The sequence below is a fragment of the Pseudoalteromonas sp. CO109Y genome (assembly GCF_004208935.1).
Classification (GTDB): domain Bacteria; phylum Pseudomonadota; class Gammaproteobacteria; order Enterobacterales; family Alteromonadaceae; genus Pseudoalteromonas; species Pseudoalteromonas shioyasakiensis.
The window spans coordinates 206824-230687 of record NZ_SGPD01000030.1 but is presented as its reverse complement, the minus strand read 5'-3'; the positions used below and the strand labels follow the sequence as shown (position 1 = coordinate 230687).

The window sequence follows — 23864 nt, the reverse complement described above, 5'->3', positions numbered from 1 at the left end:
ATAGAACAGCAACAAAAATGCCAACCTTCTGGTTGGCATTTTTTTAAATTTAAACAAATAACTAATTAATTAGCCATCGTCACTTATTGCTATTGTAGCAGTCGATACATTGTCTTTTCCTGTTGTGAATTCAACAGTTAAGAAACCATCTGTTTTATCATTTGGATCAGCTTCACGGCTAATCGTAAGGGCAACCCCAGTCGCTGTTGTTTGACTTGTATTACCTATATCAAAACCAGATGTACCACTGTAATCACCATTATCTGCACTAATTGCAACCGCGGTGCCTGAAGGCATTGGGTTGTTGTAAATATCAGAGAAATAAAGCTCAAAACTCAGCGCTGACAACTGGTTACCTGAATCAGCGGTAGTAATGTTAATTGAGCCTAAATCACAGTAGTCAGTATTCGCTGTGGCTTCTAAACGAGCAATAATAGCACCTGACTGCGTATCTGCTTGTCGATAAATTGTACTACAGTTCTCAATATCAACAGCAAGTTGCATTGCATTATCTGTAAATACAGTTGGATCGTCTTCTGTTGTTTCAGCAAGTGCTTCAGCAAAGCGATTACGTAGCTCATCTTTTGTTACTACAAAACGACTGTATGCAAAGCTTCCTGACATAATAATCTCAAATGAGTCACGAACATCAATAAGCTCTTTGGTACATAAAGTCTCAAATGTTGCGTCTTCATCAGGTGTTGTCGCATCTTCAGAACACTCAAGACCATTGTATTTACCATCAGCAAGTGTATGCATCTCATTTAAGTCAATATCGAAGTTTTCTTCTGTATGACCTGCATTAGTATTCGTTGCACTACATGGGTCGCTTGCATCACCTTCTTGACAGTTTTCAGCAGCTTTAGTGACCGCTGCTGTAACTGGGTCATAAATTGCAGCTAGACCGTCATAAACGCCATTTTCATTATGATCGACAAACGCTTCAGGTAAGTCATAACCACTGTAATACTCATTTTTGTCATAAAGTCCATTACCATTGATGTCGATAAATGACTCTTGACCTTTTGCAGTCACAAGTACTGTTGCGCGACCACCGAGAGGTACACCATCATCATCAAACGCAGCATTTAAAATACCCGCCATACAAGGTGCTGCCACACCAAAATATAGGTCGCAGTTAATTGCACTTGTTTTTGGGTTAGTGCTATTGATTTTATTGCCCCATTTATCTTCGCTAAATGGAATCGGATTTTGTGAGCGCCACTGTGCAACGCACGCACCATCAACCGTGTTACATTCAAGTTGAGGGTTAAACTCCTCACCATCTAATGTCCCTACAGCGCCACCTTCTGTCGTTAAATAAACCGAAGTCCCATCTGGTACTGGGTTATTAAAGTGATCTGCAACATAAACCGAAATATCTGTGGTATCACCAATGTAATTTAATGCTTCAATGTTGATGATTTCCGGGCCTGCGGTAAAGCTATTACCATCAGGTAAGCCTGAGCTGATTGAAACAAGATCTGATACGCTTGTTACTTGCTCATCTAATGAAACCAACGAAAGCTCACCAGAAGGACATGAGACACTGCTATCACGGTCTGCTTCATCTAGAAGACATTCGTCATAAAGCTCTTTCCAACAAGTAACATTATCATTTTGATCTGCTGGGATTTGGTCATCAGGAATATAACAGGCTTGTACACGCACTGCTTGTGGAACAAAACCAGAATTTATCTGAATTCGAGCTAAACCTTCTGAGTCGGTTGACACGCTGGCATGAGAATAACCACTTGCATCTGTCACTTCAGAGAGTGAAATTCCACCATTGGTAGAGCTTAAGCGGAAATCTAAACGTTTTTGTTTTGCAACATTACCAATTGCATCGGTAAGTTTAAAAGTAAGTTGACTTGTTTCTTGACGTGAAACACCACCCGTCCCTTTTAGAGCAAGCACATTTTCTGTCGCTTCTACAAACTCGATTGAGCTTACTTCAGCAGCTGATACAGGCACGTTCACTGATACCACTTTTGGTGTTCCACCTGTTAGTACAGTCGCTGTTACTGTATCGCCCTGTGAAGTGTTACAGCCGTTGCTTCTGTATGTTGCTGTAGCAATGCCGCTAATACTCGTCGCGGTTTCATCCATTACAGATAAATCTGACTCAACACACCCTGAAGTGAACTCAACATCAAGAGGAGAAACATATAAATCACCAGCTGCATCGTAAATTGTTACCGTAATAACAGTTGTCGCACCTGCAGCAAGCGGCACAAATTCATCATCAATAACATTGCCTGAGTCATCTAGCTTGTTATATAGACCATTTGAAATTTCAACGCTCAACTCAGCTGTCGCAATTTCAAATGCTTTTGAAGAAGTTACAGACTTAGCAGTTACAGTAACCTCGCCCGCACCACTGTTTGCGCCAGGCTGTAATTTTAAAATGGCAAAACCAAAGTTGTCAGTAAGCGCCTTTCCAGATTCTGGTAATAAACCACCAAGATCTGTTGAAAGCTCAGCGATAATACCGTCGATACCGTCGCCCGAGCTTGTATCTGTCACTTTTACCATTACATCGATAAGTTCATCAGATGAGAATTGATTTACAACCGTACACCCTGACGTTAAGTAAGTAGTTTCAAGAGATGTTGTACTGCGATTGGCATCCCAATCAGTCGCACAGCCTTGAAGTAGTTTAATATCAAGCTCAGCTTCAGCACTTTCAACCGGGGCATCATCACCATTTGAAATAAAGCCTGCGATTTTTGTGATACTGTTACCACTTTCATCTGTGTAAGTTGCAACGACTTGACCTGCACCTTTTGAGTCACCACTGCTAAGCGTTACAAATGCCTCACCATTTTCATCGGTAAGGGCTGTGCCTAGTACTGGTGTAATTTTACCTGTGTAGTTAGTAGTAAATGAAATAAGTTGCCCATCGAGTGGCGTGTCTTCATCAAGTAAAGTCGCAGTAACCGTACCTTTGTTATCTTTACTTACTGGGTTATCTAGAGAGAATGGCTGACCTGAGCTATCTACGATGTTAAGGCTTAGCGTAACACTACCGCTAACACTCGAGTCATCTGTTTCAGAGCCATCTGATGTAAAACCAAACGTATCAGTATATGTCTCACTATCAATTACATATGTAGCAGTAACAATACCTGCCCCCGCAGTATCACCCGCAGTTAACGTAATTGATGCAACACCATCAGAATCAGTTAAATCTGTTCCAGAAACTGGGTCTAATAGACCTATGTCACCATCTAGACTGAAATTAATAACTGCACCTACAACGGCTTCGTCATTATTAGTCAATGTTGCCGAGATGGTTAACGGTGTGTCAGCTGTAACTGCACTCGCTTCATCTGTAGTAGATTGGTTGTAGCCTTGAACAGACACAACATAGTTTGTTTCTACGGTTGTGTCATCATCTCCATCGGATGAATCACTATCTAATGATCCTCCACCGCCACAGGCGGCTAACAATGAGATGAAAACTAAAACACTTAGCCATCGCAATAAAGGCATCGACCTCTCCCTAGTTAGCTATTTTTTACTTATTTGATTGTTTACCTAATATTAACCTAAAAATTAAACGAAGATCATAATTTTTTTCCTTTAAAGGCAACGAAATTATTTAACTATTTATCGAATTTTTCTGTATAAAAATCTTCATGCTGGTAGTCTATGGCAAAATTTATAAAAAAATAGACTGGGTGTATGTCAAAAGTACGATCTTTAAGCCTTACATCTCGTATCATGGTAGGTATGGTACTGGGTGTAATCGTTGGTTTTATCTTTCAAGCCATTTTAGCGGGTGAAGACGATTTCCTTATTCCACTAGGGTTATTCTCTTTACCAATTAAAGCATTTTTTGTTGATGGTATTTTCCATGTTGGTGGTCAAATTTTCATTGCAAGCTTAAAGATGCTTGTGGTGCCACTGGTTTTTGTATCATTAGTCTGTGGTACTTGTAGCTTAAGCGACCCTAAAAAACTAGGTCGATTAGGTGGAAAATCAATCTTACTCTATCTAGTAACAACAGCAATAGCGATCACCGTTGCTATAACACTAGCGCTATTAGTTAATCCTGGTGAAGGTATTAACCTACCATCAGATGCGACCTACAGTGCTAAAGAAGCACCTACCCTTGCACAAGTCATTATTGGAATGTTCCCTACCAACCCAATTGATGCAATGGCAAATGGCAATATGCTGCAAGTTATTGTATTTGCTTTGTTATTTGGTGTGGCGATGGCTTTAAGCGGTAAAGCAGGTAAACGTGTTGCAACCGTGTTCGAAGACTTAAACACCGTTATTTTAAAACTTGTTACCCTACTGATGAATATCGCTCCTTACGGTGTATTCTTTTTAATGGCTAAGTTATTCACAACTATAGACTTTAAACTCATCACAAGCCTTGCCTTATACTTTGGCGTGGTGGTCTTCGCGCTCTTAATTCATGGCTTTATAAACTATAGTATCTTATTAAAAGTATTAACTGGTTTAAATCCAGTGACGTTTTTAAAGAAGATGAAAAACGCATGCCTATTTGCGTTTAGTACATCTAGCTCAAGTGCAACTATGCCTATTACCCTTGAAACTGCGAGCAAGAAGTTAGGTGCACACAACTCAGTTGCTTCGTTTACTGTGCCTTTAGGCGCAACCATTAACATGGACGGCACTGCAATTATGCAAGGTGTTGCTACCGTGTTCATCGCACAGGTATTTTCAGTTGATTTAACAATTTCTGATTACTTAATGGTAATTTTAACCGCAACACTTGCTTCTGTGGGTACTGCGGGCGTACCCGGTGTTGGTCTTATTATGTTAGCCATGGTGTTAAACCAAGTAGGCTTACCTGTAGAAGGTATTGCTATCATCATTGGTGTTGACCGTTTACTCGATATGACACGTACCGCTGTCAACGTAACCGGTGACTGTATGGTTACCTGTGTGGTTGCAAAATCTGAAGGTGAATTTGATGAGGACGTATTTAACGACCCAAATGCCGCTAAAGATTTAGAGGACTATCATAAGTCAATTAAGTAATTACTTATCTGCAGCCCATAAAAAACCCGCTAAGTTAGCGGGTTTTTTATTGATAGTGCTTGGTTATGGATTTAAGCCTTTAAGACGTGACATTAAACTAACACCCGCTTTACTTACTCCTGAACTTAAACCAACAGCAAGCTTATCGCTTAAATTCTTCTTAATACGGTATTTAACTTTATAAATTTGACGTTCTTTCGCTTGGCTCAATAAGATATCATCACTTGTGTCAATCTTATCAACTAAGCCTTTATCGAATGCTTGGGTAGCAAACCAATGCTCACCGGTTGCAACAGTATCAATATCCAGAGATGGACGCTGCTCACTCACAAAAGTTTTGAATAAACCATGGGTTTGTTCTATCTCTTCTTTGAATTTTTCACGACCTTTATCGGTATTTTCACCAAAGATAGTTAGCGTACGCTTGTATTCACCTGCGGTGATTTGCTCAAAATCAACATCATTCTTTTTCAAGATTTTATTAAAGTTAGGAATTTGCGCAATAACACCAATCGAGCCAACAATTGCAAAAGGTGCTGCAACAATCTCATTGGCCACACAGGCCATCATATAGCCACCACTTGCTGCTACTTTATCAATAGCAACAGTTAAATGAATGCCAGCATTACGTAAGCGTTGTAGTTGAGAGGCAGCAAGGCCATAGCCGTGCACCACACCACCACCACTTTCAAGGCGTACCAGCACGCGATCTTTTTCTTTGTCGGCAATGGTTAAAATAGCGGTAATTTCTTCTCGTAGGCTTTCTACTTCGTGGGCATCAACACTGCCATTAAAGTCAATTACATATAAACGTGATTTAGGCTCGTCGTTTTGCTGTTTTTTAGCCTCAGCTTTTTGCTGTTTTTGGTGAGCCTTTAGCTCTTTTTTTGAAAGGGTATTTTCGATAAAGCTTTGTTTTAGATCATCAAGTTGCTCACTCAAATCATCAATTGTTATCTCCCCTTTCTTCGCTTTGGGTTTCACTGCAGCGCCCATGATAATGGCAACAATCACAGCAATTGCGATGACAAATGTCAGGGTCTTTGCAAAAAATAACCCGTATTCATATAAAAATTCCAATCAAACTCTCCATTTATTAATGCATCGGCACAATTTACCACGCTTTAAAGCAAAAAAAAGCCACATGATGTGGCTTTTTGCTTAATTGGTTATTACTTAATTAGTAAGGTTTCGATTATTCAGTAACGACTTCTGTATTAGTAACCTGAAGATACTGACCACGGCTTGCTAGGAAAGTCGCGATTTGCAATTGCATTTCTGCAGTTGCCGCAGCACTTTCTTCAGCTGTTGCACCTGAATCTGCCGTTGCAACAGGTGTTAACACTGAGCTGTGATGGCCTTTAGTGAATTTAACCACATAACTCATTGCATCAGCTGTTGGACCTTGTGTTTCAGCTACCGTTGATAAACCCATTAGGTTAGCAAGAGGTAAACTACCAGCAATTGGGTTACTCGCTACCATAGGTGGAATAACCATATCAGCATTGTTATTTTCACCATCACCCACTACAACGCTCATGTATACTGGCGTGCCAAGTGCTGCAACAGATGCTGCGTAGTTAGAAGGGTCACCACTATCAAGTGCTGTTTGCGCAGCAAAAGCAAACTGAGTAATCACACTTTGAATGTTAGCTAATTTTGCTGTTTCGCCCGCCATTGTTAACGAACTTACGTACTCTTTATAAGCACATGTAACGAAAGCAGTTTGGTTAGACGCAAGTGAACCACAGTTCGATAGCGCTTCATTTTGAGCATAAGCACCAAACTCCGCAGATTCAGCTGTACCAGCTGCAAGTAATACAGAGCCTTGTACAAATGGGCCAAATGTATTTGACTCAATTAAGAAGCTGGCGATACCACCGCCACCACTGGCAAGTGCTACGCTTTTAACGTTGAACATTGGATCAACTTGATCAGCTAGCGGAGCATTAGTCACAGCAACAAATGCTGGAGCAACTACCGAGCCTAATGAATGACCTAAGAATGATACATCTTGGGCATTTAAATCAGCAGCACCGGTAAAGTTAAGACCTAAGCGTAAGCCAAGTAAATCAGCAACTGATTGACGTAAGCTATCACGCGCTACTAATAATGACTGTAAGTTCATATAGCTTAATACAGAACCTGTAGAGGCATTAAAGTCGTCAGTACCGTCGCCGTCTACATCTACACCACGCTCACCATGCATAGGGTGATCGATTGCAGCTGTTGCAAAGCCTTGCATTGTTAGCTGTGCGGTAATAGCTAGCATATCTTCTTTTTTAGAAGTAATACCGTGCTGAAGGATAACGACAGGCCAACCACCTTCAGGCATTGCTAACTCATCCATACCTAACTGACCACGTATTGCATTGATCACAGGTAAAATTGGTTTAGTAATTTGTACTGGCACGTTCGCAATGCTTTGTGTTTTTGGAATCGTGTTGTACTTAGTTAAGTGTTTAGTTTGGTCTAAACCTAAGTCGCGTAACTTACCATCACTTAACGCCATACAAAGGCCATCAGTTTCACTAATTGGGTCTGTTGGGAATGAGTCACCGGCTGCTGCCGCATAACCTAACACAGCAACACCACTATCACATAAACCTTGCCAATAAGTCGCTGATAAGTCATCGACCGTTGTGCCTGTAGGCGTGGCTAAATACATAGGTAACATCACGCTACCTTTTTGATATTGTACACCGCCAAAAACAGGTGATAAACCAGTAATACCTTGTGATGCGAATACTTGCTCAACCGTAATAACAGGTTGCTCAGGAATTTGCACCATCGGCGTAGGTAGTGCATCTTGCGTTAAACTTGCAGCAAGAAGCTGTTTTACGGTACCAAGTACTTGACCTGCTGATTGCATTGTCATGGCAGCAGAATAGATAATTTCATCTTTTGTGATGGCACCACCCGATGTCACTGCATCTTCGTAGCTATTGATAACCGCTTGAAGTGACTTTTGCGAATCAGTGATAAGTGTTGTCTCTTCGCTCACTAGTGCATAAGTTGAAGATGGCTCAATTGAACGCCCTTCTGAGTCCATTAATGATGTTGTCAGAACATTAATGTAAGTGCTGCCCGCTTTAAATGGCTTAAGTGGGATAACAGCAACCGCATCACCAGAGCCTTGGGTAATGAAGTCAACGCCAAAGGTTAATTCAGACACTAATTTACAAGCAATACCCGCTGGAACTTGCGAGCAAGTTTCATCTGTTTGGCTTGCCCCCATTACAACTTCAAAAATACGCACAGCTCCTGGTGAAGCAGCAGAAGTCATATCAAGAGAAATACCCGCAGGAAAAGTTAAATCGATTTTAAACGGAGTTTGTGTTGACCAGCCATCAAGGGCACCAAGTGCAAGCTGAGGATCAGCATAAGCTGCACGTTCAACACTGACATTGTTGTCGTCTAATTCACCCGGCATGTTTAAAGTACCATCAAGGGTACCACTCATCAGTAAATCATTCGGTACTGAGATTACACTATTCGCTGGGTCAAATTTTACTGTCGCGGTTGGGAGAACAGGAGGATTATCATTTTTTACATCTTCTAATGTTTCTCCTCCACCACAGCCAGTAATGGCTGACGCAATGGCTAGTGAGAGTAGCAGTTTTTTCATAATTTCGCTCCGCGCAAATCTTATTGTTATTGTGTGTTCAGGGTTAAAAGTAGTTATTCTACTACCTTCATTCTAAGTTAATTTAATGTAATTAGGTTATTAATGAGACATTAGACCAGTTAAAGTTAACGTAAAGTTTCAATTTTCGCCACCTTAATTTGCAATAAATTCGATAACTTGGCTTTTTGCTATGGTAAAATGATGAAAAATCTAATCGATGGTACGTTTATGCATACTTATAAAGCCGCAGAGAATGCGCTAAAAGACAAAGTAATTTTAATAACAGGTGCTGGTGACGGCATTGGTCGTGTTGCCGCATTAACTTATGCTAAGCATGGTGCCACTGTTATTTTACTTGGAAAAACAACCAATAAACTTGAATGTGTTTATGATGAAATCGTAAATGCAGGCTATCCACAACCGGCTATTGTGCCAATGGATCTAAAAGGTGCCACAAAACAAAACTACCGTGACTTAGCTGCAACCATCGAAATGCAGTTCGGTAAGTTAGATGGTTTACTCAATAACGCTGGTATTTTAGGTTCATTGGGCCCACTTGAACATTTCTGTGTTTCTACCTTTGAAAACATCATGAAAGTGAATGTAACTGCACAAGCTATGATCACTAAATTCATGTTCCCTCTGCTTCGCAAATCTGAAAGCGCATCTGTTATTTTTACTTCGTCAGGTGTTGGTCGCCAAGGCCGTGAACACTGGGGTGCGTATGCAATCTCAAAATTTGCTGTTGAAGGTATGATGCAAACTTGGGCTTGTGAAGTGGGTAAAACCAATATTCGCGTGAACTGTATTAACCCAGGTGCTACCCGCACATCGATGCGTGCATCAGCATACCCTGGTGAAGATAGAGATAAGTTAGCAACACCTGAAGATTTAATGCCAACATATTTATACTTGATGAGCGACGACTCTAAAGAGGTGAACGGCCAGTCTTTAGATGCTCAGCAAAAATAAAGCAGATTGCTAATATCCAGATACAAAAAAGCAGCTTTCGCTGCTTTTTTAATTTTCGATTAAATAAAACGTTTGATAATAAAATCAACTTTTACACGTTTAGCCTGCCCCAATAGCTTTTTAACCGGTGCAGGATAGTCATCCATCGTCTCTAAATCCTGTGGACCTGTTAAACGACGACAGTGCTGTAAAATAGCGTGTTTTTCATTTTCTATTTGCTCAAGAATATGCTGCTTAGGGTCGTCAATTAAAATACCGTTTTCGATATCTAAGCCCCATGCGCGTGGATTCAAATTATGCCCACTTAATAAATGTAAGCGCTTATCAGAGCAAATCCCTTTTAAGTGAAAAGAATTACTTTCATGCTTCCAAAGGTATACATTCAAATTACCATTACTGATGTGGCGTTTTTGTGACTTTAAAAACTTATATAAAATGGTTTCATATAAATAAGGTAATGCACCAATTTTACTGAACGGCTCAGTTGGCGGCAGATAAAAATCGTTTGCGGTTTTATCCCCTACCACAATAGTTACTTGCTTGCCTTGCTTCAATAAACGGCGTAATGAACGCATTAATGGCGCAGGAAAGTTAAAGTAAGGGGTATAAAGAACGAGTTCTTGCTCTGTGGTATCGAATAACGACTTAATTAAACGATTCAGCTTATTACTTCTACGCCCTAAACCTAAAAATAAACGCACACCCAACTCACCGGCACTAGCTTCTGCAGCACTTTCGTAACTTGCCGATTTAAGTTCACGCATCAATTGTTTTTGCGCAACTTTAATATCATTAAACTTTACCAGTGGACGCATATCAATACGTGGCACTGCTGCTGAGCTTAAAAGATGTGTTTCTATAAATTCGATGACCGAATTACACAAACCAGCTTGGCGAACTAAAAAGTAGCGGTCTAAACGGTAACGTTCGTCTTGCTGAAGATATACATTATTTAAGCTTGCGCCGCTGTATAATAATGTGTCGTCAATCACAAAGCCTTTTAAATGCAGTACCCCGAAAAGCTCTTTGGCTTTTACTGGAACACCATGAACTTTAACATTTGATTGATACTGCTCTTGAAAATCACAATACATGCTGGCATTGCCATCAGACTTAGCCGCACCAATTAAACCACGTTGAGCACGGTGAAAATCAACGAGCACTTTTACTTCTAACTCGGGGTTAGCAAGTGATGCCTCATGTAACGCTGTTAATATTTCTCGCCCAGCTTCATCGTCTTGCAAATATAAAGCAGTAATATAAATTCTTTTTTTCGCTGCACCAATTAAGCGCAATAGTTCAGTGCGATACTCTTTTGCATTGGTTAAGACTTGTACGTCTTCTGTAGTCAGCCCAAAAGCGGGCTTTTCCTGCCAAAATACCATAATTGCCTGTTCGTTTAGTTAGCTCATACCAAGAGCTAATATCAAAATTAGCTAAAACATACCAAAAAAATATTGCTTGGTCATGAATTACCGTACTTTGATCACAGAACAATTTGTAATTAGCCTATTTTATGAGCAAAAAGAGTTATTTAAATTATAATAAGTAAGGATTATTTGACAGCTTAGCGATTTGACTAAAAAAATAATCAGGGCTTTTGTTTACATCCGCCTTGTTTTTCTTAGAATCGGGCGCATAGACATCGTATTGAAACGTTTTTAGGAAAAACCATGAGTGACGCAAAACACTGTAAACTATTAATCTTAGGTTCTGGCCCAGCTGGTTACACGGCAGCGGTATACGCAGCACGTGCCAACCTTAACCCTGTTCTTATCACTGGTATTCAGCAAGGTGGTCAATTAACGACAACCACTGAAGTTGAAAACTGGCCTGGCGATGCACACGGTTTAACAGGTCCTGCATTAATGGACCGTATGAAAGAGCATGCTGAACGTTTCGAAACTGAAATTGTTTTTGATCACATTAATAAAGTTGATGTTTCAAAGCGCCCTTTCACTTTAACTGGTGACTCAGGCACATATACGTGTGATGCATTAATTATCGCAACAGGCGCGTCGGCTAAATACTTAGGTTTAGAATCAGAGACTAACTTCCAAGGTCGTGGTGTTTCTGCTTGTGCAACCTGTGATGGTTTCTTTTACCGTGGTCAAAAAGTAGCGGTTGTGGGCGGTGGTAACACTGCTGTTGAAGAAGCACTTTACTTATCAAATATCGCTGATGAAGTTCACGTTATCCACCGTCGTGACAGCTTCCGTAGTGAAAAAATCTTAGCTGATCGTTTAAAAGAGAAAGCTGAAAACGGTAACGTTGTTTTACATTACAACCGTACATTAGATGAAGTGCTTGGTGATGAAATGGGCGTTACTGGCATCCGTATCAAAGCAACTGATTCTGAAGAAACAGAAAACTTAGATCTTGCCGGTGTATTCATTGCAATTGGCCATAAGCCAAACACTGACATGTTTGAAGGTCAGCTAGAAATGAAAGACGGCTATTTAGTCGTTCAGTCTGGGTTGAACGGTAACGCAACACAAACAAGCGTACCAGGTGTATTTGCTGCAGGTGATGTATCTGATCACATTTATCGCCAAGCAATCACATCAGCAGGTACGGGTTGTATGGCTGCACTTGATGCAGAACGCTTCTTAGATAACCTATAAAATAGTTGATCTAAAGCACTAAATACTAGGGGCTGTTGTAAAACAGCCCCTTTTTTATAGCTAAATTTTTGTTAAAATCAGAGCAAATAACAACGATACGCTGATATGATCAAGCAACTATACCAACTCTCGCCCGAGACTGTTGATTTTCCAGACCCAGAACTCTCCCTTGATGAGCCCGATGGCCTGTTAGCAATTGGCGGGGATTTATCAGTTGAGCGCATTAAAAATGCCTATAACACCGGTATTTTCCCTTGGTTTAGTGACTATGAGCCTATTATGTGGTGGTCACCTAGCATGCGTGGTGTTATTGAGCTTAATGAATTTCATGTTAGTCGCAGCTTAAAAAAGCATTTAAAGCGTTTTCCTGTACGTGTCACCATAAATCATGCATTTTCCCACGTTATCAATGCCTGTCGTGAGCAACGTATCGATGCAGAAGGTACTTGGATCACTGAGCAAATGATGCATGCCTACATTGAAGCGCACCACCAGGGTCTAGCACACAGCCTTGAAATATGGCACCAAGATGAACTCGTAGCTGGTCTCTATGGCATTATGCAAAATGGCATATTTTGTGGGGAATCAATGTTTCATCAAGTCAGTAATGGCTCAAAGCTGGCGATGTGGGCATTAGTTAATTGGCTTAAGAAGCACCAAGCCCATTTTATTGATTGCCAACTAGAAAACCCTTATTTAATCACTTTAGGTGCAAAAGTTATCCCACGTAGAGAATTTTTAACTAGACTTAAATTAGCGCACAGTTATGTGCCTAAAAAAGATATGTGGCATCCACAAGAGTTGATTAATATTTATGACTGAGCACTTACCCGCTAGGCTTGGTTTAAGCCAGCAATTTGATTGCAGTTATTTACCCGACCGTCAGGAGCAACTACTTGTTATACTTGACCCAAGTTGTTACTGCCCTGATAAATTTGAACAGTTATTAGCATTGGGTTTTAGACGCAGTGGCGACCAAATCTATCGTCCACATTGCCCTATTTGTAATGCATGTAATTCAGTGCGCGTTTTGGCCCAACAATTTACCCCTTCAAAATCACAAAAGCGCAAATTAAATAAAGCAAATAAGGTTTTCACAGTCAGTTATAGTGAATACGAACGCGCAGAATATTACCCGTTATATTGCAAATACATCACGCAAAGGCATCAAGATGGTTCAATGTTTCCGCCTGAACAAAGTCAGTACGAAAGCTTTTTGTTTTGCCAGTGGCTACCCGTTACGTTCATAGAGTTAAGAGATGGCGATAAATTAGTTGCTGTTGCGGTAACCGATTGCATGACCAATGCCCTATCAGCGATTTATACCTTTTTTGATCCCGATTATGAGCAATACAGTATTGGTAGCATCATGATCATGGAGCAAATTAAATTTGCAAAACTACAAGCAAAACAATTTGTCTATTTAGGTTACCAAATCGACGAATGCACTAAAATGAAATATAAAACCCAATTTTTGCCTGCACAAAAGCACATTGGCGACGAGTGGTTGGCGATTTAATTTACAAAATTGAGCCCTGTAGCTTTACTTATTGCTGTATTTTCGGCAAAATCTGCAGCGTTTAACTATTAAAGAGGTGTTACGCTAAACATGGCGAAAGAAGACGTAATCGAAATGCAAGGTACGGTCCTTGATACTTTACCAAATACAATGTTCCGAGTTGAGCTAGAAAATGGTCACGTTGTTGTGGCTCATATCTCTGGTAAAATGCGCAAAAACTACATCCGCATCTTAACTGGCGACAAAGTAACCGTAGAAATGACTCCTTACGATTTATCGAAAGGTCGCATCGTATTCCGTGCTCGCTAAGTTAGTGCGTTAACGAGAGATTTAGCTTTTTGCTGCTTTGAATGAGCAGGCGTGTTTATTACAAAGAGCTAAAAGCGTTTGTTAAATGGTGTTAAAACTAATTTAGTTTTAATTCCATTTAATAAACAAAAAGCCCAGCAATTGCTGGGCTTTTTGTTTTTAGCTAAAAACAACTTAAGCTGTTTCTAGGCTAGTTTCAAAGTCAAAGTGGATTTTCTTATCTTTCACAGATACTTTAACCGAACCACCATCGGCTAGCTCACCAAACAAGATTGCATTTGCCAGCGGCTTTTTAAGCTCATCTTGAATAACACGCGCCATTGGGCGTGCACCCATCGCTTTATCATAGCCTTTATCTGCCAACCACTCTCTTGCTTTGGATGTAAGTTCAAGGTTAACCGACTTCTTATCAAGTTGCGCTTGTAACTCAACAATGAACTTATCAACCACTTGCAAGATAATCTCTTTCTCAAGGTGATTAAACCAAATGATATTATCTAAGCGGTTTCTAAACTCAGGTGAAAACACTTTGTTGATTTCACTCATCGCATCATGAGAATGGTCTTGTTCGGTAAAACCAATCGACTTACGTACAGTCTCTTGAACACCCGCATTCGTCGTCATCACCAATACAACATTTCTGAAATCGGCTTTACGGCCGTTGTTATCAGTAAGTGTACCGTGATCCATTACTTGCAGTAGAATGTTGTAAATATCTGAATGTGCTTTTTCAATTTCGTCCAGTAGTACAACTGCATGCGGGTTTTTAATTACCGCTTCAGTTAACAAACCACCTTGCTCAAAACCAACATAGCCAGGAGGTGCACCAATTAGACGACTGACCGCATGACGTTCAACGTATTCAGACATATCAAAGCGAATAAATTCAACACCCATACACTTAGCAAGCTGCTTAGTGACTTCTGTTTTACCAACCCCTGTTGGGCCTGCAAATAAGAACGAACCCACTGGTTTGTCTTCGTTAGCAAGACCAGAGCGCGATAAACGAATTGCTGAAGTCAACGCATCGATTGATTGGTCTTGACCAAACACTAGCATTTTCAGGTTACGGTCAAGGTTTTTAAGCGTCTCTTTATCGCTAGATGAAACGCTTTGCTGAGGAATACGCGCCATCTTAGATATAATTAGCTCGATATCAGCCACGCCAATTGTTTTCTTACGCTTAGAAACAGGCTGTAAACGCTGATTAGCACCTGCTTCATCAATAACATCAATAGCCTTGTCTGGTAAATGACGTTCATTAATGTATTTAGCACTAAGTTCTGCTGCCGCTTTCAATGCCTTTTGTGTATAACGAATACCATGATGCTCTTCGTAACGCTCTTTTAAACCGTTAAGAATTTTCGTGGTATCAGCCACACTTGGCTCAAGCACATCAATTTTTTGGAAACGACGTACTAACGCACGGTCTTTTTCAAAGATATTCTTGAACTCGTTATAAGTCGTTGAGCCCATGCAGCGCAGCTTACCACTCGAAAGTAGCGGTTTAATTAGGTTCGATGCATCCATTACGCCACCCGATGCTGCACCGGCACCAATGATGGTATGAATTTCATCAATAAATAAAATTGAACCTGGTTTAGCTTGTAACTCTTTAAGCAGCGATTTGAAACGTTTTTCGAAGTCGCCACGGTATTTGGTACCCGCTAATAATGCGCCCATATCGAGTGAGTAAACAACAGCATCGGCAATCACTTCAGGCACTTCTTTATTTACAATACGATAAGCTAAGCCTTCAGCAATGGCTGTTTTACCCACCCCTGCTTCACCAACCAAGAGCGGGTTATTTTTCTTACGACGACATAACACTTGTACAGTGCGTTCAACTTCGTTGTCGCGACCCACTAATGGGTCAATATTGCCATCAATCGCTTGCTGATTCAGGTTAGTCGTAAAGTTTTCAAGCTTAGTCGGCTCTTCACCTTGCACTTCTTGCACTTCTTCATGAATGTCATCGTGATCTTCACCGCCGATATCATCATCTGTTTTAGAAATGCCATGCGAAATAAAGTTAACAATATCTAAACGATTAACATCTGATTTTTTAAGTAAATAAACAGCTTGGCTTTCTTGCTCAGAAAAAATTGCCACTAGCACATTAACGCCAGTTACTTCGTTTTTGCCCGATGATTGCACGTGAAATACAGCGCGCTGCAATACACGCTGAAAACCTAACGTCGGTTGCGTTTCTCTGTCTTCTTCAAGATCAGGAATAACCGGCGTTGTTTCATCAATAAAATCTGATAATTCGACTTTTAATGCGCCCATATCAACGCCGCAGGCGTTTAGCGCTTCTCCAGCAGAAGGGTTATCGAGCAGTGCAAGTAAAAGATGCTCGACAGTCATAAATTCATGACGGCGTGTTCTCGCTTCGCGAAACGCCGCATTCAAGGTTAGTTCTAAGTCTTTGTTTAGCATTGGCAACCCCTTACTGAGATAATATTTATATACCGTTGTGACGGGCTAATTGGTTCACCCTACCTTGGTATTTATTCCTGCTCACAACTACATAGCAGTGGATGCTCGTTGTCTCGTGCGTAACGATTAACTTGTTCAGCTTTGGTATGAGCTACATCGGCGCTGTAAACACCGCAAATTGCTTTACCGTTATGATGAACTTGAAGCATCACATCTGTTGCTCTATCGCTATCCATATTAAAAAACGTCATTAGTACTTCTATCACAAAGTCCATAGGCGTGTAATCATCATTATTTAAAATGACTTTATATTTTCGCGGTGGTTGCAATTTTTGCTTTTCACTGTCGCGAACTGTTTCAATAACACCAGAATCTTTCATGCCACTCATAATTAAATATAGTCTTGTCTTTAGAACTCAAGCAAACTTGAATAAAAAAATAAATAAATTGTTAAAAAATAGTCTAAAACACTTGACTGACTGGCTAAATAAACTACAGTCAAATATAGATTGATTAATCATTAGTCAGTCTAGCAAATTACACGGTTTAGAATAACTAAATTAGTCAACTTATAGAAGGATGTAGAAGTATGGCTTGTGGAAAAGTCAAATGGTTCAACAATGCCAAAGGTTTTGGCTTCATCGTAGAAGACGGCAGCGAGACTGATATATTCGCTCATTACTCAACGATTGTAATGGACGGTTATAAAACACTTAAAGCTGGTCAAGATGTAACATTCGAATTGCAACAAGGTCCAAAAGGGTTACACGCAACGAATATTGCGCCTAACGATGAAATCTCTTAGGTAAAACCTATTCGAGTATCAAGCGAGCGACCTTGTTAAGATCCTCGCTTACTCTTCTCATTTAAATATATCTCTCACTTCCCTTGAAATTCCATTTCTTCACCCCAATTGTTTAATTGTTATTAGCCCTTTAGAGCCAAGCTTGTTACACTCTTGTTGCTTAAATTTAGCTTTTTCGTCATTTTGACGTAAGGCTTTTGGCTAATTTCATAATTTGCTTATTTGAGCTATAAGAATTTTACAGTCTGTCAGCTGTGGTTATTTTAATACTATGTATTGAGTTGCAACAGCTAACAGACTGCTTGCTGTTGTTTTATCAAGGCACTTAAGCTTGGTAATTCAAGGCTATCTATTGCATTGTTGAATATGGCTAATTAAGGGTTACTGCTAGCAGTCATTACCAAACATTACGCCAACTATCTAGGAATGATGATGACATCAAAAATTATCTATACTAAAACAGATGAAGCGCCAGCTCTTGCGACGTATTCATTGTTACCAATCATCCAAGCGTATACAAACGCTGCGGGTGTTGAAGTTGAAACTCGCGATATTTCTTTAGCGGGCCGTGTAATTGCAAACTTCCCTGAGTACTTAACTGAAGATCAACGTATTGATGATGCACTTGCAGAATTAGGTGAAATGGCTAAAACACCTGAAGCTAACATTATCAAGTTACCTAATATCAGTGCTTCTATCCCTCAGCTACGTGCAGTAATCAAAGAGTTACAAGAAAAAGGTTACGCACTACCTGACTACCCATCAGAGCCAAAAACTGATGAAGAAAAGAAAGTTAAAGCAACTTACGACAAAATCAAAGGTTCTGCTGTAAACCCGGTACTTCGTGAAGGTAACTCAGACCGCCGTGCTCCTGGTTCAGTAAAAGAGTACGCACGTAACAATCCACACTCAATGGGTGCATGGAGCAAAGATTCTCAGTCATACGTTGCTAGCATGGAAGAAGGCGACTTCTTCGGTTCTGAGCAATCAGTCACTGTTGCAGAAGCAACTGATGTGCGTATCGAGCATGTTGCTGAAAATGGTGACATTACAGTACTTAAAGCAAGCACACCATTACTAGCGGGTGAAGTAATTGACGCGTCTCGCATGAGTGCTGCTAAGCTTCAAGCTTTCCTTGCAAAAGAAATCCAAGCAGCAAAAGACAAAGGCGTGTTGTTCTCATTACATATGAAAGCAACTATGATGAAAGTGTCTGACCCAATCATCTTCGGTCACGCTGTAAAAGTGTTCTTCAAAGACGTATTCACGAAACACGCTGATCTTTTTAAAGAACTAGATGTTGACGTAAACAACGGCTTTGGTGATGTATTCTCAAAAATCGAAAGCCTAGATGCAGCTAAAAAAGCTGAAATCGAAGCTGATATCCAAGCGGTATACGACAACAACCCTGCTATTGCAATGGTTGATTCTGACCGTGGTATCACTAATCTTCACGTACCAAGTGATGTGATCATCGATGCATCAATGCCTGCTGCAATCCGTTCTAGCGGTCAAATGTGGAATAGCGAAGGTAAATTACAAGACACTAGCTTTGTAATTCCAGATCGTTGTTACTCAGGTGTTTACCAAGCAACTATCGATTTCTGTAAAGAAAATGGTGCATTCGATCCAACAACTATGGGTAGCGTACCTAACGTTGGTCTTATGGCTCAAAAAGCTGAAGAGTACGGTTCACACGACAAAACGTTTGAAGTAGCAGCTGCGGGTACAATCCGTGTAGTTGACACAGCTGGTACGACTTTACTTGAGCATGCTGTTGAGCAAGGTGATATCTGGCGTATGTGTCAGGTGAAAGACGCACCAATCCAAGATTGGGTTAAACTTGCTGTTAATCGCGCTCGCGCAACTAACACGCCAGCAGTTTTCTGGTTAGACGAAAACCGTGCACACGATGCTGAGCTAATCAAAAAAGTAAACGCGTATTTACCACAACATGATACTGATGGTCTTGAGATCCACATCTTAGCACCAATTGAAGCGACTAAGTTCTCATTAGAGCGCATCAAAGAAGGTAAAGACACTATTTCAGTAACTGGTAACGTTTTACGTGACTACTTAACTGACTTATTCCCAATTCTTGAGCTTGGTACAAGTGCTAAAATGCTTTCAATCGTACCACTTATGAATGGTGGTGGCTTATTCGAAACAGGTGCAGGTGGTTCAGCTCCTAAGCACGTTCAACAGTTCGAAAAAGAAAACCACTTACGTTGGGATTCATTAGGTGAGTTCTTAGCACTAGCGGCTTCTTTAGAGCACCTAGCGGTTAATACAGGTAATAAGAAAGCACAAGTACTTGCTGATACACTTGATAAAGCAACAGGTACTTTCCTAGCTGAAAACAAATCACCTTCACGTAAAGTGAAAGAGATTGATAACCGTGGTTCGCACTTCTTCCTTTCATTATTCTGGGCGCAAGAACTTGCTGCACAAAATGATGATGCGGAATTAAAAGCGCAGTTCACACAAATCGCTGCTGATCTTGAGTCTCAAAAAGACCAAATCGTTACTGAATTAAACGATGCACAAGGTCCAGCAATGAGTGTTGGCGGTTACTTCCAACCAAATGATGAGTTAGCATTCAAAGCAATGCGTCCAAGCTCAACATTTAATGACATCCTAGCTAAACTGGTTTAATTCATTTAAACCTAATCAATTAGCTATAAGAGAGTTACCTCAGTGTGTTTAACACCGAAGAGGTAACTCTTTTTTATTTCAGCGACTTAAAATCAATTTTTAGCAGTCACTTGTAGCGCTCACTTCACTTTATACCAATTCGCTTAATTAAGTGGTCTATTTTGAGGCAAGAAAACCTCGTTGATAACAAGGCAAAAATTTCGTTATTTAGTTGTTCTAAATCAGAAATTTTTAACGCGGGTAGCGACAGGTTTAATCCCTCAAAATGACTAAGTATTATTGCGGATTGGTATTAGACCACTTTAGTAAAGCCGTTTTAACACATTGGTAGTCAATCGGCTTGGCAACAAAATCATTCATTCCTGCGGCAAAACATCGCTGCTTATCAGCTTCAAGTACATTGGCTGTTAAGGCAATAATAGGGATAGCTCTATACTCTGGCATTTCTCTTATACGTATTGTTGCTTGCGGGCCATCAAGTACAGGCATCTGCATATCCATAAATATAATATCAAAGCTGTTTTGCAGATTATTTTCCCCACTATGTTCCTTACATAGCGCAATAGCTTGCTCGCCATCCCCTGCTATTTTTATTGAGCTTATACCAAACTCATTTAACATCGCTTCGATAACAACCTGATTAATGTCATTATCTTCTACTACAAGCACATGTAATGATGAAAAGTCTGCTTGTTCCTCTTCAGATTCTTGCCTATTTACGACTTCAAACTCAGATTGCTCAATAACCTGTGTTGTTTTTAGCTCAAAATAAAAGTGAGACCCCTGCCTAACTTCACTCTCAACTTTTAAAGGGGCATCCATCAAATTTAGTAACTTACTTGAGATAGCAAGGCCGAGACCTGTACCACCGAAGCGCCGCGTAATTGAGGTATCAGCTTGAGAAAACGCTTCAAATAGCTTACCGAGATTTTCTTTTGCGATACCTATTCCTGTATCAATCACGCCAAATTTGATGCTCAGATCATCGCCGCCTAGCTCATTAATTTTTACGCTAAGCGTCACACTGCCTTTCTCGGTGAATTTAATTGCATTCCCTAACAGATTTATCAACACTTGTTTTAGGCGGGCTTCATCAGCAAAGAAAACACAATGTTGATATTCTTCAGCAACAGAAATATTCAACTTGATATGCTTACTTTGGGCTTGCTCTTTAAATAAATGTTGAAGCTCATCTAGTAGCGAATTTAGATGTATAGGCACAGACTCTAACTCAATTTTAGAGGCTTCAATCTTACTTATATCTAAAATGTCGTTGATGATTACCAATAAACCTGCCCCTGAAGATTGTATAATATTAAGCATCTTCATTTGTTCATGCGACAAACTAGTACGGCTCAACTGCCGCGCCATTCCTAAAATGCCATTCATAGGGGTTCTAATTTCATGGCTCATATTTGCTAGGAACTCTGATTTCACTTTAGTTGTATGCTCGGCTGTTTTCTTCGCCTGAGTTAAATCTTGACTGAGCACCCGAAATCTATCTGCCGCAGTCGCAAGCACACCAATTTCATCGTTACGCTTTAAGTCATAAATAGGAGCTGATAAATCACCCGCTAAGAAGTATTGGAAACTTGTAGTTAAACGTGTGATTGCGCGCGATATATGCAGGTGGAAAAAGATGGCAAGCGCTATAATGTAGATAACCACGCCAACAGCAAGAAAACGCAGAGTTTGATCTGATTTTATTACTGTTTCTTGCGCTTCACTTTTAATCTTTTGTAATTTTGCTAAAGATTTCTCTCTTAGTTTATCTGCAAGGGTACTGAACTCAATAGCATCGCCAGCCATAACAACATTAACCAAGCTTAAATAATTTCGGTTAGCCTGCACACCTTTCGAAAATGCCTGCTTATATGTTTTAGCATGTTCACGGTTATTACTTAGCTCAGTGTTGGTTTGTGTCTGATTTGATAAAATAGCCAGCGCCTTATTAACCGATGCTCTTTTCGAATAATCCTTTTTGGCCAGAAACAAAGACGCATCACGATGTAATTCATGCCATACATTGAGATGTTCAGTGATAGCCAGCTTCTCGTCATTGCTAGTCGCAGTTAATTTGAGGTTGTTTAATTCATTAATGGCAGCTAAATAGATTTGCGGTAGCTCAACGTCAGTGAGCTCTGTTTTGATTTCATAACGCTTGGCAAGCACGTTTAGATTTTCGCCGTACCGTGAAATCAGCTGAGACATTGAATTTAAATAAACTTGGCTTTCAAGTTCATCACTTTTCAGATCAACACTTTCTAAACGTGCTTTTATACTTTCAAAGTTCTCTATTATTTTACTAAATACGGTTTTACTACCTGAGAATCCATAAACTGAAATATCCCGCTGCATTTCAACAATATCTTTATTTATACGAAGTATACCCACGGCATAATTACTAATGCGGCTTATATCGTTAAAAGATGTTTCAATTCTTTGCAATCGCTTGTTCAAGACAAAGTAACTCGCCCCCATTACAAGTAAAACGAGGGTTAATGCCAATAACACCTTAGCTGCTAAAGACCTAGAAAAAATGGTTAGCAATGTAGCTCCTTATGAGTTCAACAACTCATACCATTTATCTAAACTGTAATCATAATTCGGCATTACCGTATTCCAGACCGCTATATTGGAAAAACGCTTGATATAGCTACCTCCATCACGTACTTGACCCGCTTGCACAGATATTTTGCCGTCTGTTCCACGTAAATCCATGGATGCTTCTTGGCCTTCATACCAATATTGCCATTCTGCTTTTGACATGAGAGGCTGACTCCGCTCAGGATTAGAAATGTAATACCCTTGTCTAGCGATAAACGCGCCTGGATAGCCTGAAAGCCACCAATTCATGTATTCATAAGCAGCATCTTTAACATGACCTTGTGCATTAGCAGATAAGCACATTACTCCATGCCAAGCGCGATAACCTTCTTTCGGTGAAGCATAAACAACGGGGATACCTTGCCCTTTGCAGGCACTAACACCGGGCGAAAACATACTTTGAATCGTAACGCGTTTCATTTTCATAAAATCGACAGACTGCGGTACCGAAGTCCAAAAACCGGCAAAATGACCTTGCCTTTTCTTTTGCAGTAAAATTGCAAATAGCTGGTCAATTTCGCTAATGCTCATATTGCCCATATCTTTAAATGTCATCAGCCCCTGCGCCTCGGCAGCTAAGGCTGCATCAAAAATACCAATTGTTGGTGCATTAACAAGGGCGACTTTGCCTTTATTCTTTTCATCGAGTAACCAAGACCAAGACTCAGTTTGGTAAGGAATACCCTTTTCTATGAACTGAGTGTTATAACCAAACGAGTCGACATTATGCACGTAAGGCAAGAAACTAATCGAATTAGTTGGTGTAGTTGCAAGCGAACCATCTGCTTGCACATAAAGAAGTTTGTTCGGTGAATCGCCAGCACCTAACTTGGCATCTGGCACGATTTTACCTGTTTTGGAAAGTGGATTGATTTCATGCCAATAGGTTAACCGCTCTGTTTCGATAGGTTGAATAGCACCTGCTTGCCAAAGAATATTAATTGAATCTGACCATTGCTCGTACAAGTCAAAGCTGCTTGGATCAGCCGCAGCTTTTTGCAGCACTGCGGCACTGCCCATTGGGGTAAATTCAATATTAATACCCAGCTCAAGCATGGCTTTTTGTCTGAGCTCTTCTTGCAAAGTAACATGTGTGCCCATTACCCTAATTGTGGGAGTATTCTTAGCGAATACATAGGGAGCTTTAAAGGCAAGTGTTGAAGCCACAGCACCAACACCTAATGTTTTTAAAAAGTCTCGGCGGTTATCTGAGTAGCCCATTTAGTATTTCCAACATATTAAACCCGTTAAAAGTATAGGTTAAATTTGAAAATTGCCTAAAATAAC

16 protein-coding genes are annotated in these 23864 nt (G+C 40.3%); 8 read left to right on the top strand and 8 right to left on the bottom strand.

What is annotated here, in order from left to right; genetic code table 11:
- Positions 1-69: 69 nt before the first annotated feature.
- On the bottom strand, positions 70-3495 hold the full coding sequence (locus EXT43_RS12960; RefSeq protein ID WP_062564523.1) for a hypothetical protein: 3426 nt from the start codon (positions 3493-3495) through the stop codon (positions 70-72).
- A gap of 192 nt (positions 3496-3687) precedes the next feature.
- Here EXT43_RS12960 and EXT43_RS12955 point away from each other — a divergent pair, with 192 nt between their 5' ends.
- A complete protein-coding gene (locus tag EXT43_RS12955; protein WP_062564524.1) occupies positions 3688-5019 on the top strand; it encodes a dicarboxylate/amino acid:cation symporter in 1332 nt (443 codons plus the stop codon).
- 63 nt (positions 5020-5082) lie between these two features.
- Here the strand turns inward: EXT43_RS12955 and sohB are convergent, their stop codons facing one another.
- On the bottom strand, positions 5083-6099 hold the full coding sequence (sohB, locus tag EXT43_RS12950) for a protease SohB (RefSeq protein WP_062564525.1): 1017 nt from the start codon (positions 6097-6099) through the stop codon (positions 5083-5085).
- Between the two features lie 115 nt (positions 6100-6214).
- Positions 6215-8647 (bottom strand): VolA/Pla-1 family phospholipase, encoded by a 2433-nt coding sequence (locus tag EXT43_RS12945; RefSeq protein WP_062564526.1) that lies wholly within the window; start codon positions 8645-8647, stop codon positions 6215-6217.
- A 228-nt stretch (positions 8648-8875) separates the two neighbouring features.
- On the opposite strand from EXT43_RS12945, the gene EXT43_RS12940 reads away from it, so the two are divergent.
- The gene (locus EXT43_RS12940) at positions 8876-9619 is read left to right on the top strand and encodes a YciK family oxidoreductase (protein ID WP_062564591.1); all 744 of its coding nucleotides are present in this window, start codon (positions 8876-8878) and stop codon (positions 9617-9619) included.
- A gap of 59 nt (positions 9620-9678) precedes the next feature.
- On the opposite strand, the gene pssA is transcribed toward EXT43_RS12940, so the two are convergent.
- On the bottom strand, positions 9679-11004 hold the full coding sequence (gene pssA, locus EXT43_RS12935) for a CDP-diacylglycerol--serine O-phosphatidyltransferase (RefSeq protein WP_130167155.1): 1326 nt from the start codon (positions 11002-11004) through the stop codon (positions 9679-9681).
- Positions 11005-11292: 288 nt separating this feature from the next.
- On the opposite strand from pssA, the gene trxB reads away from it, so the two are divergent.
- From trxB to infA, 4 genes are all read left to right on the top strand, one after another.
- Positions 11293-12243, top strand: a complete 951-nt coding sequence (gene trxB, locus EXT43_RS12930) for a thioredoxin-disulfide reductase (RefSeq protein ID WP_054551466.1) — start codon at positions 11293-11295, stop codon at positions 12241-12243.
- A gap of 105 nt (positions 12244-12348) precedes the next feature.
- Positions 12349-13065, top strand: a complete 717-nt coding sequence (gene aat, locus EXT43_RS12925) for a leucyl/phenylalanyl-tRNA--protein transferase (RefSeq protein ID WP_130167154.1) — start codon at positions 12349-12351, stop codon at positions 13063-13065.
- Entirely contained in the window at positions 13058-13762 is a 705-nt protein-coding gene (locus tag EXT43_RS12920) for an arginyltransferase (RefSeq protein WP_130167153.1), read from the top strand. The genes aat and EXT43_RS12920 overlap by 8 nt, the downstream gene beginning before the upstream one ends.
- Before the next feature lie 90 nt (positions 13763-13852).
- Positions 13853-14071 (top strand): translation initiation factor IF-1, encoded by a 219-nt coding sequence (gene infA / locus EXT43_RS12915; RefSeq protein ID WP_002962494.1) that lies wholly within the window; start codon positions 13853-13855, stop codon positions 14069-14071.
- A gap of 174 nt (positions 14072-14245) precedes the next feature.
- On the opposite strand, the gene clpA is transcribed toward infA, so the two are convergent.
- Both clpA and clpS read right to left on the bottom strand, forming a co-directional pair.
- Positions 14246-16510 (bottom strand): ATP-dependent Clp protease ATP-binding subunit ClpA, encoded by a 2265-nt coding sequence (gene clpA, locus EXT43_RS12910; protein ID WP_130167152.1) that lies wholly within the window; start codon positions 16508-16510, stop codon positions 14246-14248.
- Between the two features lie 71 nt (positions 16511-16581).
- Positions 16582-16890, bottom strand: coding sequence for an ATP-dependent Clp protease adapter ClpS (gene clpS / locus EXT43_RS12905; RefSeq protein WP_161804337.1), 309 nt, complete (start codon positions 16888-16890; stop codon positions 16582-16584).
- Between the two features lie 209 nt (positions 16891-17099).
- Here clpS and cspD point away from each other — a divergent pair, with 209 nt between their 5' ends.
- Both cspD and EXT43_RS12895 read left to right on the top strand, forming a co-directional pair.
- Positions 17100-17315 carry a cold shock domain-containing protein CspD gene (gene cspD / locus EXT43_RS12900; RefSeq protein WP_036968098.1) on the top strand — a complete coding sequence of 72 codons (216 nt, stop codon included), beginning with the start codon at positions 17100-17102 and terminating at the stop codon, positions 17313-17315.
- Positions 17316-17747: 432 nt separating this feature from the next.
- Entirely contained in the window at positions 17748-19970 is a 2223-nt protein-coding gene (locus EXT43_RS12895) for an NADP-dependent isocitrate dehydrogenase (protein ID WP_062564528.1), read from the top strand.
- Positions 19971-20246: 276 nt separating this feature from the next.
- On the opposite strand, the gene EXT43_RS12890 is transcribed toward EXT43_RS12895, so the two are convergent.
- Together EXT43_RS12890 and EXT43_RS12885 are read right to left on the bottom strand one after the other, a co-directional pair.
- Positions 20247-22520: an ATP-binding protein gene (locus EXT43_RS12890; RefSeq protein ID WP_062564529.1), complete on the bottom strand. Its 2274-nt coding sequence runs from the start codon at positions 22518-22520 to the stop codon at positions 20247-20249.
- A 9-nt stretch (positions 22521-22529) separates the two neighbouring features.
- Complete coding sequence (locus tag EXT43_RS12885) at positions 22530-23798, bottom strand: substrate-binding domain-containing protein (RefSeq protein WP_062564530.1); 1269 nt, start codon at positions 23796-23798, stop codon at positions 22530-22532.
- Positions 23799-23864 lie beyond the last annotated feature (66 nt).

Excerpts from the sequence above, each read along its gene's own strand:
- clpS (WP_161804337.1), bottom strand. The coding sequence starts at position 16,890 with ATGAAAGATTCTGGTGTTATTGAAACAGTTCGCGACAGTGAAAAGCAA.
- EXT43_RS12920 (WP_130167153.1), top strand. The coding sequence starts at position 13,058 with ATGACTGAGCACTTACCCGCTAGGCTTGGTTTAAGCCAGCAATTTGAT.
- aat (WP_130167154.1), top strand. The coding sequence starts at position 12,349 with ATGATCAAGCAACTATACCAACTCTCGCCCGAGACTGTTGATTTTCCA.
- pssA (WP_130167155.1), bottom strand. The coding sequence starts at position 11,004 with ATGGTATTTTGGCAGGAAAAGCCCGCTTTTGGGCTGACTACAGAAGAC.
- EXT43_RS12895 (WP_062564528.1), top strand. The coding sequence starts at position 17,748 with ATGACATCAAAAATTATCTATACTAAAACAGATGAAGCGCCAGCTCTT.
- EXT43_RS12885 (WP_062564530.1), bottom strand. The coding sequence starts at position 23,798 with ATGGGCTACTCAGATAACCGCCGAGACTTTTTAAAAACATTAGGTGTT.
- trxB (WP_054551466.1), top strand. The coding sequence starts at position 11,293 with ATGAGTGACGCAAAACACTGTAAACTATTAATCTTAGGTTCTGGCCCA.
- infA (WP_002962494.1), top strand. The coding sequence starts at position 13,853 with ATGGCGAAAGAAGACGTAATCGAAATGCAAGGTACGGTCCTTGATACT.
- cspD (WP_036968098.1), top strand. The coding sequence starts at position 17,100 with ATGGCTTGTGGAAAAGTCAAATGGTTCAACAATGCCAAAGGTTTTGGC.
- EXT43_RS12940 (WP_062564591.1), top strand. The coding sequence starts at position 8,876 with ATGCATACTTATAAAGCCGCAGAGAATGCGCTAAAAGACAAAGTAATT.
- EXT43_RS12960 (WP_062564523.1), bottom strand. The coding sequence starts at position 3,495 with ATGCCTTTATTGCGATGGCTAAGTGTTTTAGTTTTCATCTCATTGTTA.
- EXT43_RS12945 (WP_062564526.1), bottom strand. The coding sequence starts at position 8,647 with ATGAAAAAACTGCTACTCTCACTAGCCATTGCGTCAGCCATTACTGGC.
- clpA (WP_130167152.1), bottom strand. The coding sequence starts at position 16,510 with ATGCTAAACAAAGACTTAGAACTAACCTTGAATGCGGCGTTTCGCGAA.
- EXT43_RS12955 (WP_062564524.1), top strand. The coding sequence starts at position 3,688 with ATGTCAAAAGTACGATCTTTAAGCCTTACATCTCGTATCATGGTAGGT.